Annotated in this window: 14 protein-coding genes; 11 read left to right on the top strand and 3 right to left on the bottom strand. The window is 74.4% G+C overall.

All coding sequences use genetic code 11. The features are described from left to right. The first annotated feature begins 7 nt into the window (after positions 1-7). The 4 genes from MMF93_RS08755 to MMF93_RS08740 all read left to right on the top strand — a co-directional run bounded on the left by MMF93_RS08755 (position 8) and on the right by MMF93_RS08740 (position 4,009). Positions 8-1,339, top strand: coding sequence for an ArsA family ATPase (locus MMF93_RS08755; RefSeq protein WP_242757387.1), 1,332 nt, complete (start codon positions 8-10; stop codon positions 1,337-1,339). A gap of 101 nt (positions 1,340-1,440) precedes the next feature. Continuing rightward, positions 1,441-2,112 carry a DUF5304 family protein gene (locus MMF93_RS08750; protein WP_242750633.1) on the top strand — a complete coding sequence of 224 codons (672 nt, stop codon included), beginning with the start codon at positions 1,441-1,443 and terminating at the stop codon, positions 2,110-2,112. A 98-nt stretch (positions 2,113-2,210) separates the two neighbouring features. After that, positions 2,211-3,152 carry an ROK family glucokinase gene (locus MMF93_RS08745; protein WP_114022760.1) on the top strand — a complete coding sequence of 314 codons (942 nt, stop codon included), beginning with the start codon at positions 2,211-2,213 and terminating at the stop codon, positions 3,150-3,152. A gap of 17 nt (positions 3,153-3,169) precedes the next feature. Beyond that, positions 3,170-4,009 (top strand): endonuclease/exonuclease/phosphatase family protein, encoded by an 840-nt coding sequence (locus MMF93_RS08740; protein ID WP_242750632.1) that lies wholly within the window; start codon positions 3,170-3,172, stop codon positions 4,007-4,009. Positions 4,010-4,056: 47 nt separating this feature from the next. Here MMF93_RS08740 and MMF93_RS08735 read toward each other — a convergent pair whose 3' ends face one another. Together MMF93_RS08735 and MMF93_RS08730 are read right to left on the bottom strand one after the other, a co-directional pair. Further along, positions 4,057-4,653, bottom strand: a complete 597-nt coding sequence (locus MMF93_RS08735) for a hypothetical protein (protein ID WP_242750631.1) — start codon at positions 4,651-4,653, stop codon at positions 4,057-4,059. After that, complete coding sequence (locus MMF93_RS08730) at positions 4,640-5,434, bottom strand: alpha/beta hydrolase (RefSeq protein ID WP_242750630.1); 795 nt, start codon at positions 5,432-5,434, stop codon at positions 4,640-4,642. Before MMF93_RS08730 ends, MMF93_RS08735 begins: the two co-directional genes overlap by 14 nt. Before the next feature lie 246 nt (positions 5,435-5,680). Between MMF93_RS08730 and MMF93_RS08725 the strand changes: the two genes are divergently transcribed. The 5 genes from MMF93_RS08725 (at position 5,681) to MMF93_RS08705 (ending at position 11,366) form a co-directional block, all read left to right on the top strand. Beyond that, positions 5,681-6,514 carry a lysophospholipid acyltransferase family protein gene (locus tag MMF93_RS08725; protein WP_242757385.1) on the top strand — a complete coding sequence of 278 codons (834 nt, stop codon included), beginning with the start codon at positions 5,681-5,683 and terminating at the stop codon, positions 6,512-6,514. 110 nt (positions 6,515-6,624) lie between these two features. Continuing rightward, positions 6,625-8,082: a DUF5931 domain-containing protein gene (locus MMF93_RS08720; RefSeq protein ID WP_423835586.1), complete on the top strand. Its 1,458-nt coding sequence runs from the start codon at positions 6,625-6,627 to the stop codon at positions 8,080-8,082. Continuing rightward, a complete protein-coding gene (locus MMF93_RS08715) occupies positions 8,072-8,779 on the top strand; it encodes a response regulator (RefSeq protein ID WP_242750629.1) in 708 nt (235 codons plus the stop codon). Before MMF93_RS08720 ends, MMF93_RS08715 begins: the two co-directional genes overlap by 11 nt. A gap of 216 nt (positions 8,780-8,995) precedes the next feature. Continuing rightward, on the top strand, positions 8,996-10,024 hold the full coding sequence (locus MMF93_RS08710) for a 6-phosphofructokinase (protein ID WP_242750628.1): 1,029 nt from the start codon (positions 8,996-8,998) through the stop codon (positions 10,022-10,024). Between the two features lie 64 nt (positions 10,025-10,088). Then, a complete protein-coding gene (locus tag MMF93_RS08705) occupies positions 10,089-11,366 on the top strand; it encodes an SLC13 family permease (RefSeq protein ID WP_242750627.1) in 1,278 nt (425 codons plus the stop codon). Positions 11,367-11,407: 41 nt separating this feature from the next. Here the strand turns inward: MMF93_RS08705 and MMF93_RS08700 are convergent, their stop codons facing one another. Next, on the bottom strand, positions 11,408-13,492 hold the full coding sequence (locus tag MMF93_RS08700) for an anthranilate synthase family protein (RefSeq protein ID WP_242750626.1): 2,085 nt from the start codon (positions 13,490-13,492) through the stop codon (positions 11,408-11,410). 286 nt (positions 13,493-13,778) lie between these two features. On the opposite strand from MMF93_RS08700, the gene MMF93_RS08695 reads away from it, so the two are divergent. Next, on the top strand, positions 13,779-15,128 hold the full coding sequence (locus tag MMF93_RS08695; protein WP_242750625.1) for a class II 3-deoxy-7-phosphoheptulonate synthase: 1,350 nt from the start codon (positions 13,779-13,781) through the stop codon (positions 15,126-15,128). Between the two features lie 145 nt (positions 15,129-15,273). Then, on the top strand, positions 15,274-15,585 hold the full coding sequence (locus MMF93_RS08690) for a (2Fe-2S)-binding protein (protein WP_242750624.1): 312 nt from the start codon (positions 15,274-15,276) through the stop codon (positions 15,583-15,585). Positions 15,586-15,591 lie beyond the last annotated feature (6 nt).

Raw genomic sequence — 15,591 nt, 5'->3', positions numbered from 1 at the left:
GACCCTCCTGGTCACCGGCGCGGGCGGAACGGGACGCACCACGGTCGCCGCCGCCACCGCCTGCGCGGCCGCGGCCCAAGGGCACCGCACCCTGCTGCTGAGCCCCGAGCCCGCCCGCCGCCTCGCCGCGCTGCTGAGCCCCGGCGACGGCGCCGACGGCCCTGGCGGCGAACCCGCCGCCCACGCGCCGGGCCCCGACGCCTTCGAGGCCGTCGCCGGGGTGCCGGGACTGTGGCTGGGGCGGATCGACTCCGGCGAGGAGTTCCGCAGGCAGGCCGTCGACCTCCAGCAGCGCGGCAAGACCGTGCTCGACCTGCTCGGCGCCGTCCCCCTCGACGAGGACGAGCTGACCGAACTCCCCGGCGCCGGCGCCTTCGCGCTGCTGCGCGCCCTGCACGCGGCGCACCGCACCGACGCCCTTCCCGCCGCGGCCGCGGACGGCTGGGACATCGTCGTCGCCGACCTGCCGCCCACCCCCGAAGGCCTCAACCTCCTCGCGCTGCCCGAGCAGCTCCGCCGCTACCTGCGCCGCCTCGTCCCCGCCGAACGCCAGACGGCCCGCGCGCTGCGGCCGATACTCGCGCAGCTGGCCGGCGCCCCCATGCCCGCGCAGTGGCTGTACGAGACCGCCACCCGCTGGTCGGAGCAGCTCGCCGCGCTCCAGGAGATCGTCGACGCGCCCACGACGGTCGTCCGGCTGGTCACCGAGCCGGGGCCGCTGGCGGCCGAGTCGCTGCGCACCGCGGGCGCCGGGCTGCGGCTGCACGGGCTCGCGCTGGAATCCGTCGTCGCCAACCGGCTGCTGCCCACGGGCTCTTCCGACACGTGGCTGGCCGCACTGGCCGGACAGCAGCAGGCCGCGCTGCGAGAGCTGCGCGGCACGTGCGCGGCCGACTCCGTCCCGCTGTGCGAGCTGCCCCACCTGGGCCGCGACCCGCGCGGGGTCGAGGACCTGACGGCGCTGGCCGACGCGGCCCGTACCGCCGTCGCGCCCGAGGCGGGCGGCGGGGGCGAGGGCCTGCGACCGCCGGCCGGAGCGGACACCGCGCCGGACACCGACGTCGCCTACGGCTGGGTCGAGGACAGGATCGCCGAGGACGGCACGCTGGTGTGGCGGCTCCCGCTGCCGGGAGCGGGCCGCGACGAGCTCGAACTGGTGCGGCGCGGCGACGAGTTGACCGTCGGAGTCGGCCCCTACCGCCGCGTCCTCGCCCTCCCCTCCGCGCTGCGGCGCTGCCGGGTGACCGGCGCGGGCCTCAAGGGCGGCGCACTCGGGGTCCGCTTCACCCCGGACCCGCAGCTGTGGCCCCAGGGCCCCGACGCGGACCCCCGGCCCTGAACCTCTCCCCGGCCCCGCTCAGGGCCTCGGATCGGTCCCCCGTTCGGGTACCGTCGAACCTGCACCAGCCCAGCGACCCCCTTCGCCCGTAGGAGCCCGCCATGAGCGATGACGCCGAGCGCCGCGACGCCCCGGATCCCGACGCCTGGGCGGCCGCGTGCGAGGAGGACCTGACCGCGGAGAAGGCCCGCCGCCGTGCCCGGTACGGCCCGCCGCCCACCAGCGCCGCCGAGGAGCTGCGCCGGCTCGCCGACGCGGTGACCGAGAAGGTCGCCGAGATCGGCAAGCCCTTCGTCGGCGCCGCCGGGTCCGCCGCGGCACAGGGCGTGGCGCGGCAGCTGTTCGCGCAGGCCAAATCGACCCTGGAGCCGGTCGTCGAACGCAATCCGCAGTTCTTCGACCACCTGACCGCGGCGGGTGGTGAACTGCTGGCCGCCTACCGCTCCGTCGTCGAGGAGTCGGAGCGCCGCTGGTCCACGCCCAGGGACGCGAACGCGGCCGATTCGGCGGCGGGTGCCGAGCGCGTCGACCGGATCGACGTGGAGGAGGCGGCCGACCTCTCGCACGCCGCCGACCTGGACGCGCGCGTCGTCGACGAGCAGCGCGTCCCCCTCGACAAGGACGGCGCCCTTGGCGACGACGGCCGCGAGGGCGCAGGCGAAGTCACCGGTGACCGCCCCGAGGAGAGCCGGGGCCGGCACGAGGAGCGGGGCCGGGACGAGGCGGACGGCACACAGCCCGGAGGCCCGGAGCGGCCCGGCGACGACGGCTGAATCCGCCACAGCCCTGAGGGCGTGACGGTGCCCTGCGTGTCGGGGCCCTCCGGTACGGTTTACGGCGGCGGGGATCAGACCGGACGACCGAGGGACACATGGGACTCACAATCGGGGTCGACATCGGCGGCACGAAGATCGCGGCCGGCGTTGTCGACGAGGAAGGCACGATCCTCGAAACCAGCAAGGTGCCCACGCCCGACACCCCGGAAGCCGTGATCGACGCCATCGCGGACGCCGTACGCCAGGCCAGCGCCGAGTATCAGGTGGAGGCCGTCGGTATCGGCGCCCCCGGATACGTGGACGACAAGCGCGCCACCGTGCTGTTCACCCCCAACCTCAGCTGGCGGCACGAACCGCTCAAGGACAAGGTCGAACAGCGCATCGACCTGCCCGTCGTGATCGAGAACGACGCCAACGCGGCGGCCTGGGGGGAGTACAAGTTCGGCGTCGGCACGGGCCACGAGGACGTCGTCTGCATCACCATCGGTACGGGCCTGGGCGGCGGCACCATCATCGGCGGCAGGCTGCACCGCGGCCGGTACGGCGTGGCCAGCGAGTTCGGCCACATCAGGATGGTCCCCGACGGGCTGCTGTGCGGCTGCGGCAACCAGGGCTGCTGGGAGCAGTACGCCTCGGGGCGTGCACTGTTGCGCTACGCCCAGCAGCGCGCCACCGCGACCCCCGAGCGCGCCGAAACCCTGCTGAGCCTCGGCGACGGCACCACGGAGGGCATCCAGGGCCGCCACATCAGCGAAGCGGCCCGGCAGGGCGACCCGGTATCCGTCGACTCCTTCCGTGAACTCGCCCGTTGGGCGGGCGCGGGCCTCGCCGACCTCGCCTCCCTCTTCGACCCCGGCGCCTTCATCGTCGGCGGCGGCGTCTCCGACGAGGGCGAGTTGGTCCTCGACCCGATCCGCAAGTCCTACCGCCGCTGGCTGGTCGGCAGCCGCTGGCGCCCGCACGCCGAGGTGCTGGCCGCCCAACTGGGCAACAAGGCGGGCCTCGTCGGCGTCGCGGACCTGGCCCGCCAGGGCTGAGCGGAGCGGGGACGCGAATGGAGGCGGAGAGACGCGGCGCGCCCGTACCGGTGCGCCCGGGAGAGCTGCCGGCGTCGCGGACCGAGCCGGACGGCACGACGGTCGTCCGGCTGCTCAGCTACAACGTCCGCTCCCTGCGGGACGACACCGAGGCGCTCGTCCGCATCGTGCGGGCCTGCGCGCCCGACATCGTCTGCGTGCAGGAAGCCCCGCGCTTCTTCCGCTGGCGCAAGCACGCCGCCCGGCTGGCACGTCGCACCGACCTGACGTACGTCACGGGCGGTGCGACGGCCGCGGGGCCCATGATCCTGGCCTCGCTGCGGGCCCACGTCGAACACACCGAGGACGTGCTGCTGCCCCGCACCCCGGGGCTGCACCAGCGGGGCCTGGCCCTCGCGCGGCTCCGCTTCGGGCCCGCGTCCGGCGGCCTTTCCCCGGTCAGGATCGGCGTCGTCAGCTTCCACCTCAGCCTCCAGGCCGCCGAGCGGCGCCGGCAGGCCCTCGCGCTGCGGGAGCGGGCCGCCGCACTCGCCGCGGGGACGAGCGGAGTCCTCGCAGCGGGCGACGTCAACGAGCGGGCGGGCGGCCGTACCTTCCGGCTGCTCGGCCAGGCACCCGAGGGGCAGCCGGGCGCGGGGCTGCGGGACGCGTGGGCGTCGGCGCCGTGGGGAGCCGAGCACACCTCCACGCCCCGCGAGCCGGTCCAGCGCATCGACGCCGTGTTCGCCACCGAGGGCGTCGAGGTCCTCGGCGCGGGCGTGCCCCGCGGGCTCCCCGGGGTGACCGAGGGTGATCTGGTGGCCGCCACCGACCACCTGCCGGTGCTGGCGGCACTGCGGGTACGCCCCGGAGACTGACCGGTCGGCCTCGCCCCGGCACGCCAGGGCGCGGCCCGCCGGCCAGGTCACACGACGGCGCCGCGGCCCGGGTCGTCCCAGTCGTCGTCATCGCGGCCGTCGCGCAGCCGGGTGAGCAAGGTGGCGAAACCGCCGAGGAAGCCGCCGACGCCGAGCGTCACGATCCACCACGTGAGGTCGGCCTGGAGCAGGATCGCGCCGAGCAGCAGCAGCGGCCCGCCGATGGCGGCCAGCCACGCGAACTTCGTCGCCACGTCCGTCTCGGGCAGCGGCGGCGGCTCGGGCGGCTCGAAGTGGCCCTCGCCCTCCTCCTCGGCCGTCTCCCAGTCGCGGGGACCGGCCGGCCCCGTCCCCGCGGCGTAGACGGTGAAGCTGCGCACCCGCGGTCCCGGCGGCGCCTCCGGCCCGCTCGGATCCGGCGGCTCCTTGTCCGACGCCGGCCGCGACGCGGTGAGGGTGTCGCTCTCCTCGTCGCCCGAGCCGCCGGGCGGTTCCGACTCCGGGGCCGCTCGCGGACCGGGTTCCGGATCCTTGGGTTCCTCCCCGTACGCGGCGACGATGGCCGCCCACGCGGCCTCTTCCTCGGGAGGGAGGGGCGAGCCGTCCTTGCGGGGCTCGCCCTCCTCCGGGTCACGCCCCGTCACGTGCCCCCGCCCCTCGCATAGCGGCCGGTGCCCCCGCGGTGAGCCGGTCGATGAATCCGCGCGTGTCGGCGAAGATCTGTTCGGCGTCGTGGTCGAGCGTGGCGACGTGGAAGCTGTGCTCCAGCACCGTCTCGGTCACATCGGTGGAGGAGACGCGGCCGAGGACGAGCGCCGAGTCCGAGGGCGGCACCACGTGGTCGGTGCGGCTGTGCGCGAGCAGCAGTGGCTGCGTCACCCTGGGCAGGTCCCGGCGCACGACGCGGTGGTAGGCGCGCAGGGCGTACGCGGCCCGCGTCGGCACCCGGTCGTAGCCCAGTTCGTGACGGCCGCCCTTGGCGATGTCGTCGGTGATGCCGCGCACGGACCTGAGAAGGAACCGCCCTGCCGGCACGGCGTAGCCCTGCACCCTGGGGAAGGTCACCGAAGGGTTGACGACGGCGACGCCGCGCACCGCGTCCCCGTGCAGCGCGGCCAGCCGCAGCGCGAGGGCGCCGCCCATGGACAGACCGCAGACGAACACCGCCTCGCAGCGCTCGCGCAGCAGCCGCAGCTCGCGGTCGACGGTGGCGTACCAGTCCTCCCAGCTGGTCATCGCCAGATCCTCCCAGCGGGTGCCGTGCCCCGGCAGCAGCGGCAGCGAGACGGTCAGGCCGTGCCGCGCCAGGTCCTCGGCCCAGGGGCGCAGGGACTGCGGCGACCCGGTGAAGCCGTGACAGAGCAGTACGCCGGTCGCTGATCCGTCGCGGCGGTACGGCTCGGCTCCGGGGAGGATGGGCGGCACGGTGGGCCTCCAGGGGCTCAGCGGGAAGGCGTGCTGCCACCCTAATTCGTCGCCGGGGACTGCGGCAGTGTCCGAGGCTCCCCGCGCCCCGGCCCGTGCCGGTGGACGGCTGCGGACGCGCGCGGGCGGGGCGGGGGCGACGAGAGGGGCGACGAGAGGGGCGACGAAGTGAGCGCGCGTGCGGGAACGGCGGCGGGATAGGGTCGGCAGGGTCCCACGAAGGAGGTCGCGGTGTTCTACGGGGCGATGAAGCTGTCGGTGGGCAGCGCGCTGAAGCTCACGTTCCGGCCGTGGGTCGAGGGCCTGGAGAACGTGCCGGACGAGGGGCCCGCCATCCTGGCGAGCAACCACCTGTCCTTCTCCGACTCCTTCTTCCTGCCCGCCGTCCTCGACCGCAAGGTCACCTTCATCGCGAAGGCCGAGTACTTCACCTCGCCGGGGCTCAAGGGCAAGCTGACCGCCGCCTTCTTCAAGGGCGTCGGCCAGCTGCCGGTCGACCGCTCCGGGGTGCGCGGCGCGGGAGAGGCCGCCATCAGAAGCGGGCTCGAAGTGCTGGAACGCGGCGAGCTGTTCGGCATCTACCCCGAGGGCACCCGCTCGCCCGACGGCCGCCTCTACCGCGGCAAGCCCGGCGGCCTGGCGCGGGTCGCGCTGCGCTCGGGCGCGCCCGTGATCCCCGTCGCGATGATCGACACCGAGAAGATCCAGCCGCCCGGCCAGTCCCTGCCCAAACTCATGCGCCCCGGCATCCGGATCGGGGCCCCGCTGGACTTCGGCCGCTACCAGGGCATGGACAACGACCGGTTCATCCAGCGCGCCGTCACGGACGAGGTCATGTACGCCATCCTGAAGCTGTCGGGCCAGGAGTACGTGGACATCTACGCCACGGCGGCCAAGCGGCAGCTCGCCGAGGCCGCGAAGGCCGCGAAGGAGGCGGAGAAGACCGCGCAGAAGGAGGCCGCGGGACACGGCGGCGACGCGGAGAGCGACGGCGGCGCAGGCGACCGCGCGCGGGGCGACGGGGGCGTGGGGGGAAGCAAGGGCGAGGGGCCCCAGGGGAGCAACGGCCGGGCCGCCTAGGGACTTTCCTCGTCCGGTCCGGTATCCGCGAGTCCGGGCAGGAACACGGCAGGCCCCGAGAGCGGACGCCCGGGGTCCGGAACAGTGGAGGGGGAGACGTGGCCGTGAAGATGATGTCCGTGGAGCAGCCGCTGTGGCGCGCGCTGAGCGGATACCGCATCCTGGCCGTCCTCTACGCCGTCGGCGTCTTCGTCTCCAGCTACCGCGAATACAGCGCGCCCGTGCCGGGGATCGTGTTCCTGCTCGTCCTGGCCTGCTGGACCTTCGCGACGCTGCGCAACGTCGGCTCGGCCGAGCGGTGCACCCTGCCGTTCCTGGTCACGGACATCCTGCTGGGCGTCGCCGGCATCCTGCTGTCCCCGGTCGTCGACGGGCACGGCCACGTCGGCCCGACGCTCCCCTCCATCTGGGTCGCGGGGCCCGTCCTCGCCTTCGCGCTCAAGGGCGGCTGGCGCTGGGCCGCGGGCGTGTCGGTGCTGGTGGGGGCGGCCAACATCATCGAGCGCGGCACGATGACGCGCACCACCTTCCACAACGTCCTGCTCGTCTGCGTGGCGAGCGTGGCCATCGGCTACGTCATCGAGGTGGCCCGCGCGAGTGAGCGCACCCTGGCGCGTGCCCTGCAGATCGAGGCGGCCACGCGCGAGCGCGAGCGGCTGGCCCGCGACATCCACGACGGCGTGCTCCAGGTACTGGCCATGGTCCAGCGCCGCGGCACGGCGCTCGGCGGCGAGGCGGCGGAGCTCGGCCGGATGGCGGGCGAACAGGAGGTCGCCCTGCGGGCGCTGGTCTCCAGCGGCGTGGCACCGCGGGCCCCGCGCCCGGATCCGGACGCGGGCCCGGGGCCCGATGGTGCGAGCCCCGGCTCCGGCGAGAAGGGCGCGCCCGTGGCGGCGGGCGGCGACACTGCCGGCGCCGTGACCACGGCCGCCACTGCATCCCCCACCACCGCGGGCGGCTCCGCTCCCGGCGACACCGCCCCCGAAGACACCGCCCCCGACGGTGCCGTGCGCGGCGAAGTCGCCGCCGGCGCCGCCGTATCCGGTGCGGGGGCTGCCCGGGGGCGTCGCGCGTGGGGCGGTGGGCGCCGCGCACGGGGCGCGGGGCGTCGGCGGGAGCGCGCGGGGAGCGCCGCCTTGGACGACGCCGAGGCGGCGAGCGAACCCTGCGACGTGCGAGCGCTGCTCGCCGCGTACGCGGCCTCGCGTGTCACCTTCGCCGAGCCGGGCGCTCCGGTGCTGCTACCGGCCCGGGCGGCGGCCGAACTCGCGGCGGCCGTCGGCGCGGCGTTGGACAATGTGCGCCGGCACGCGGGGGGCGGGCCGGGGCGCCCGGCGCAGGCGTGGATTCTGTTGGAGGACGAGCCGGACGCGGTCATCGTGACCGTGCGGGACGACGGCCCCGGCATCCCGGCCGGGCGGCTGGCGGACGCGGAGGCCGAGGGCCGGATGGGTGTCGCGCTCTCCATCCGCGGCAGGCTGCGCGAGCTGGGCGGCGTGGCCGAGCTGGTGTCGGTGCCGGGACAGGGCACGGAAGTGGAGATGAGGGTTCCCAAGCATGACAACTGAGGGCCTGTCAGGGGGCGTGCCCGGTGGCGCGCGGGCGGCGGATCCGGTGCGGGTGATGGTCGTCGACGACCATCCGATGTGGCGGGACGCGGTGGCGCGGGACCTGGGCGAGGCGGGGTTCGAGATCGTCGCCACGGCCGGCGACGCCGAGCAGGCGATCCGGCGCGCCCGGGCCGCCTGCCCCGACGTCCTGGTGCTGGATCTGAACCTGCCGGACAAGCCGGGTGTCGAGGTGTGCAGGGAGCTGGTCGGGCCGGACTCCACGCTGAGGGTGCTGGTGCTCTCGGCGAGCGGCGAGCACGCGGACGTGCTGGAGGCCGTCAAGTCGGGCGCGACGGGCTATCTGGTCAAGTCCGCCGGGCCGCAGGAGCTGCTGGAGGCGGTGCGCCGTACGGCGCTGGGCGATCCGGTCTTCACGCCGGGCCTGGCCGGTCTGGTGCTGGGCGAGTACCGCAGGCTGGCGGCGGATCCGGCCCCCGCGTCCCAGGACGGGTCCGATGTGCCGAAGCTGACCGAGCGGGAGACCGAGGTGCTGCGCCTGGTCGCCAAGGGGCTCAGCTACAAGCAGATCGCCGAACGGCTCGTCATCTCGCACCGCACGGTGCAAAACCACGTGCAGAACACCCTCGGCAAGCTGCAACTGCACAATCGGGTCGAACTGGTGCGGTACGCCATCGAGCGCGGCCTGGACGACTGAGGGAGCCGTCCGCCCCGAGCGGCCGGGCGGGCAGGCGCGCACGGCTGTCCTTCGTACGGGTGGTTGCCGCTCGCGTCCTTTGCGAATCCAGGCGAAAACGGCGTCTCGCCGCATCCCATGTGACGTGGATCACCGCTAGCGTGGCGGGTGTTGCGCGCTGCGCACACGAGTGTGCGCAGTGCGTGCCCAGGCGTCCATGCGGAGAAGGGAGATCCCATGCGGGTCGGAGTGCTCACGGGCGGCGGCGACTGCCCCGGACTCAACGCGGTCATGCGGGCCGTGGTCCGTAAGGGAGTCCAGGCTTACGGCTATGACTTCACCGGTTTCCGCGACGGCTGGCGCGGGCCTCTCGAAGGCGAGACGGTGCGGCTCGACATCCCGGCGGTGCGCGGCATGCTCCCCCGCGGCGGCACGATCCTCGGCTCCTCGCGCACGAACCCCTTCAAGGAGGAGGACGGGGTCCGCCGCATCAAGGAGAACCTCGCCAAGTACGAGGTCGACGCGCTCGTCGCCATCGGCGGCGAGGACACGCTCGGCGTCGCGGCCCGGCTCACCGACGAGTACGGCATCCGCTGCGTCGGCGTCCCCAAGACGATCGACAACGACCTGTCGGCGACGGACTACACCTTCGGGTTCAACACGGCCGTCACCGTCGCGACCGAGGCCATCGACCGGCTGCACACCACGGCCGAGTCCCACATGCGGGTGCTGGTGGTGGAGGTGATGGGGCGGCACGCGGGCTGGATCGCCCTGCACTCGGGTCTGGCGGGCGGCGCCAACTGCATCCTCATTCCCGAACAGCGCTTCGACGTCGAGGAGGTGTGCGGCTGGGTCACCTCCCGTTTCAGGGCCAGTTACGCGCCGATCGTCGTGGTCGCCGAAGGCGCGATGCCCAAGGACGGCCAGATGGTGCTCAAGGACGAGACGACCGACTCGTTCGGCCATGTGCGGCTTTCGGGGGTCGGCGAGTGGCTGGGTAAGGAGATCGAGTCGCGCACCGGCAAGGAGGCCCGCACCACGGTGCTCGGGCACGTCCAGCGCGGCGGTACGCCGACCGCCTTCGACCGCTGGCTCGCCACCCGCTTCGGCCTGCACGCCATCGACGCCGTGCGCGACGAGGCGTGGGGCAGCATGGTCGCCCTGCGCGGTACGGACGTCGTCCGCGTCCCGCTGGCCAAGGCCACGGAGAAGCTGAAGACGGTCGACCCGGCGCTGTACGAGGAGGCGGGCGTCTTCTTCGGGTGAGGGCCCGTGGAAAACTGTCCGCGACACAGCGGGGACGGGAAAGGGAAGGGCGGGGCAGGGCCTCATGCACGGACTGCCGGCCGAAGTCCTCTCCGTCCTGCTCCTGCTGGCCACCCTCGGGTGGGCCGTCGCCCGCCCGCCCCGGTGGCCCGAGGCCGTCGTCGCGGTCCCCGCCGCCGCGGTGGTGATCGCGACGGGTGCGGTCTCCCTCGGTCACGCGCGGGAGGAGGCCGTCCGCCTGGGCCCGGTCATCGCCTTCTTGGCGGCGGTCCTCGTCCTGTCGAAACTCTGCGCGGACGAGGGCCTCTTCCACGCCTGCGGGATGTGGATGGCGCGCAGGGCCTCCCGCGCTCCCGCCGAGGCGCGCCCCGGGCGGCTGCTGGTGGCGGTCTTCGCGGCGGCGTCCCTCACCACGGCGGTGCTGAGCCTGGACACGACGGTGGTGCTGCTCACCCCCGTCGTGTTCGCCACCGCCGCCCGGCTGGGCGTGCGCGCCAAGCCGCACGTCTACGCCTGCACCCATCTGTCGAACAGCGCGTCGCTCCTGCTGCCGGTCTCGAATCTGACCAACCTGCTGGCACTGGCCGCGACGGGGCTGACGTTCACCCGGTTCGCGGGGCTGATGCTGCTGCCCTGGCTGGCGGCCGTCGCGGTCGAGTACGCGGTCTTCCGGCGGTTCTTCGCCGCGGACCTCGAAGGCCGCGAGGAGGACCGCGAGGCGCCGGGGTCCCTGGGTGAGCCGGAGGTTCCGCTCTTCCCCCTCGTCACCGTGGTCTGCACGCTCGCGGGGTTCGTCGTGACCTCGGTCCTGGGCCTCGAACCCGCCTGGGCGGCGGCCGCGGGCGCCCTGGTCCTGGGGGCCAGGGCACTGCGCCGCGGGCACACCTCGCCCCGCGGCCTGCTGGTGGCGGCCGGACTGCCGTTCCTGGCGTTCGTGGTGGCGCTGGCCGTGGTGGTGCGCGCGGTGGTCGACAACGGGCTCGCCGACTGGCTCGGCCGCCTGGTGCCGGACGGTTCCGGACTGCTCGCACTGCTGGCCGTGGCGGGGCTGGCGGCCGTGCTGGCGAACGTCATCAACAACCTTCCGGCCGTGCTGGTGCTGCTGCCGCTCACCGCGCCTGGCGGTGCGGGTCCCGTGCTGGCCGTGCTGCTCGGCGTCAACATCGGCCCGAGCCTCACGTACGCGGGGTCGCTGGCCACGCTGCTGTGGCGGCAGACGCTGCACCAGCACGCGCATCGGGTGGGGCTGCGCGAGTTCACCCGGCTCGGACTGTTCACGGTGCCGCCGGCGCTGGCGCTGTCGGTCCTCGCCCTGTGGGGCTCCCTGCACGTCCTGGGCTGACGCCCCGCCCGGCCGCGGTGCGCCGCCGACCGCGCCGTCCCTCACCCGCCGAGGCGCACCCTCTTCCCCTTCCCCGCCCCCTCGCTCACCGCGGCCAGCAGCTGGGCGACCACCGTGACGCCGTCCAGCGTGAGCACCGACTCGGGGTGGAACTGGACTCCGGCGAACCCGGGCCCGCGCAGGGCGTGGATCTCGCCGCTCGCCGGGTCGCGGCTCAGCTCGATGCCGTGCAGGGCGAGTTCCGTGGCGGTCTCCTCGTCGCAGCGGGCGGTGTAGGAGTTGTAGAAGCCGACGGTCTCGGGCCGTCCGAACAGGTCGACGGTCTCCTGGGCGCCCTGGTGGGGGCGTTGCTTGCGCACGAGGTCGAGGCCCAGTTCGGCGGCGAGCAGTTCGTGTCCGAGGCAGACGCCGAGAAGCGGCTGCCGCGCGCCGGCGACCAGGTCGGCGGCCAGCCCGCGCAGCAGCCGCATCTTCGGGTCCGCCGCGTTCCGCGGGTCGCCGGGCCCCGGACCCAGCACCACGGGCCCCGCGTGTGCCAGCGCTGCGGCGTGCAGCCCCGGTGCGTCGAAGCGGCGCACCCGCACGGCGCACCCGGTGGAGCGCAGCAGGTGGGCCAGCATCGAGGTGAAGGTGTCTTCGCCGTCGACGACGAGGACGTCGCGGGTGCGCCCCTCCTCGGACGCCGCGGGCGTGTCGCCGGTGGCGCCGGCCCCGGGCGCGGCGCCGATGGCGGTCGCCGCGGCCGCGTTGCCGTGGCCCGCCCGGCCCGTCCGCATCCGCAGCCAGAACGGGGCAAGACCCGCGCGCCTGCCCTCCAGGGCCGCCTGCACGCGGGGGTCGTCGGCCAGCCGCGCGCGGGGGCGCCGCGCGGCGTGCGCCGGTGCGTCCCGTACGCCCAGCGCGGTCAGGACGGCGGCCGCCTTGGCGTGGGTCTCGGCGACCTCGCTCGCCGGCTGCGACGCGCGCACGAGGGTGGCGCCGACGGGGACGCGCAGCGCCCCGGTGCGCGCGTCGATGTCGGCGGTGCGGATGAGGATGGGGGAGTCCAGCGTCTGGGCGCCCGCGGCGTCGTGTCCGATCAGGGCGAGCGCGCCCGCGTAGTAGCCGCGGCCGGTGCTCTCGTGCCGTTCGATGACCCGGCAGGCGTTCTGGACGGGGGAGCCGGTCACCGTCGCCGCGAACATCGTCTCGCGCAGCACCTCGCGCACGTCCAGGGTGCTGCGGCCCCGCAGCTCGTACTCGGTGTGCGCCAGGTGTGCCATCTCCTTCAGCCGGGGGCCGACGACCACGCCGCCCTCGTCACCGACGGTGCACATCATCTTCAGTTCCTCGTCGACCACCATGGACAGCTCCTCGCTCTCCTTGCGGTCGGCCAGGAACTCCAGCAGCCCGGCCGCGTCGGGCCCCTGGGCGGGGTAGCGGTAGGTGCCGCTGATGGGGTTCATCACGACCGTCCCGCCCCGCATCCGCACGTGCACCTCGGGGCTGGCGCCGACCAGGACCCTTCCTCGCCCTCGCCCTCGCACTCCGCTTCGCTCCGCTGGGGCGGGGGGCGTCCCGGTGCCCGTGTGCACGACGAACGTCCAGTAGGCGCCCTGTTCGCCGCGCAGCAGCCGGGCGAAGAGCGCGAGCGCGTCGGCGCGGGTGAAGCCGGGGACGCGGGCCTCGTAGTCGCGCCTGATGACGAAGTTGGCGCCCTCGCCCGAGCCGATCTCCTGACCGACCACCCGGCGCACGCTCTGCTCGTAGGCGTCGTCGTCCACGTCGAACGCGCCGGGCTCGACCGCCACGTGGTGGCCGGGCAGCGCGGCGAGCACGTCGTCGTACGGCAGCGTGTACCGCTCGTCGGGCAGCAGCACGGACAGCGGCGTGCCGTCGTCGCGCACGTCGAAACCGCGTTCGCGGATCTGCCGGAACGGGACGAGCGCCAGCGCCCCCGCCTCACCGCCCGGGCGTACGGGGATGTCGGCGAGCCGTTCGACCTCGCGCACGGTGCCGGTCAGCACCTCGACGACGTCCGCCTCGCGGCCCGGGGTGCGGCGGCGCAGCAGCGCGAACGGCGGGGCGTCGGGTCGGGTCAGCCGCTCGACGAGGGCGGCGGGTGAGGGGGTGGTGGTGCGGTCCATGGCGGTTCCTACTCGTGGAGACGGGAGGGAACGGCCGCCGCTACGCGAAAAGGCCGCCCCTCGGGCGGCCTGTCGCGGTACTGAGTTACGTGTCGCTCAGTGGATACGCGCGTCCTGGCGGGCCGCCGTGCGGGCGGGCCACCACCAGTTCATGGTCGAGTGCGCGTGCATGGGGGACACCCTAGCCCACCGCGGGCCCCGGCGCCGTGATCCACCTGCCAAGATCCCGATCTCGCATCGCGGGCAGCGGGACGGACAGCGCGCGAGACCCCGTAATCTTGGGTCCGTGACTGTGAACGCCAACCCCGACGCCGGTGCCCGCACCTGGCGAGACCTGCCCGCAGCACAGCAGCCCGACTGGCCGGACCACCAGGCTCTGCGCGACGTCCTCGCCGAGCTCGAGTCCTATCCGCCGCTCGTCTTCGCCGGCGAGTGCGACCAGCTGCGGGAGCGGCTGGGTGCGGTCGCGCGCGGTGAGGCGTTCCTGCTCCAGGGCGGCGACTGCGCCGAGGCGTTCGACCAGGTCAGCGCCGAGGACATCCGCAACAAGCTCAAGACGCTCCTCCAGATGGGAGCCGTCCTCACCTACGCGGGGGCGGTCCCCGTGGTGAAGGTCGGGCGGATCGCGGGCCAGTACAGCAAGCCCCGCTCCAAGCCGACCGAGACCCGCGACGGGGTCACGCTGCCCACCTACCGCGGCGACTCGGTCAACGGCTTCGAGTTCACCGAGGAGGCCCGCAGGCCCGACCCGGAGCGGCTCAAGCGGATGTACCACGCCTCCTCAGCGACGCTGAACCTGGTGCGGGCCTTCACCACCGGCGGCTACGCCGACCTGCGCCAGGTGCACGCCTGGAACCAGGACTTCGTCAAGACCTCCCCCTCGGGCCAGCGCTACGAGGCGCTGGCGCGCGAGATCGACCAGGCGCTGAAGTTCATGCGGGCCTGCGGCACCGACCCGGAGGAGCTGCGCACCGTCGAGTTCTTCTCCTCGCACGAGGCGCTGCTGCTCGACTACGAGTCGGCGCTCACCCGCGTCGACTCGCGCAGCGGCAACCTCTACGACGTCTCCGGGCACATGGTCTGGATCGGTGAGCGCACCCGCCAGCTGGACGGCGCGCACATCGAGTTCGCCTCCCGGGTGCGCAACCCGATCGGTGTGAAGCTCGGCCCGACGACCACGTCCGAGGAGGCGCTCGCCCTCATCGAGCGGCTCGACCCGGACCGCGAGCCGGGCCGGCTGACCTTCATCACCCGGATGGGGGCCGACAAGATCCGTGACCGGCTGCCCGAGCTGGTGGAGAAGGTCACCGCCTCGGGCGCCCGGGTCGCCTGGGTCTGCGACCCGATGCACGGCAACACCTTCGAGGCGGCCAGCGGTCACAAGACCCGCCGCTTCGACGACGTGCTGGACGAGGTCAAGGGCTTCTTCGAGGTCCACAAGGGCCTGGGCACCCACCCCGGCGGCATCCACATGGAGCTGACCGGCGACGACGTCACCGAGTGCGTGGGCGGCGGCGACGAGATCTTCGTCGACGATCTGCACCAGCGCTACGAGACGGCCTGCGACCCCAGGCTGAACCGCAGCCAGTCGCTCGACCTGGCGTTCCTGGTGGCGGAGATGTACCGCGACCAGTGAGCGGCCGCTGAGCGTGCCGGCGCTCGCCCGGGGCCCGCGTCATCGAGTGTGACGCGGGCCCCAGGCGCGTGTGTGGACACGGTTCGGCGGGTAAGGTTAGGTTTACCTCAGAAAGCTTGTCCTGACCGGAAGCGGAGGTGACCGCGTGTACGTCTGCTCGTGCTTCGGCATCACCGAGGAGCAGGTGCGCGAGCACGCGGCGGCGGGCGCCTGCACCCCGCGCCAGATCGCTTCCGAGAGCAAGGCCGGCACGGACTGCGGCTCCTGCGTCCGCCGGATCCAGGGCATCCTCGGCCGCGGGGCCTGCCCCCGCAGGGCCGCACTGGAGCGCGGCGAGCCCGCCCTGACGGCACCGACCTCCACGGCGCCGACGGCCGCGCCCCGCCGGGGCGAGGCGGACCCCGCCGGATTCCCCGCCGAGCCGGCCCCCGCACAGCCGCTGCGCACGGCGGCCTGAGACAGC

Source organism: Streptomyces tubbatahanensis (assembly GCF_022699385.1).
GTDB classification, from domain to species: Bacteria; Actinomycetota; Actinomycetes; order Streptomycetales; family Streptomycetaceae; genus Streptomyces; species Streptomyces diacarni.
This window is presented reverse-complemented; position numbering and strand designations above follow the sequence as displayed.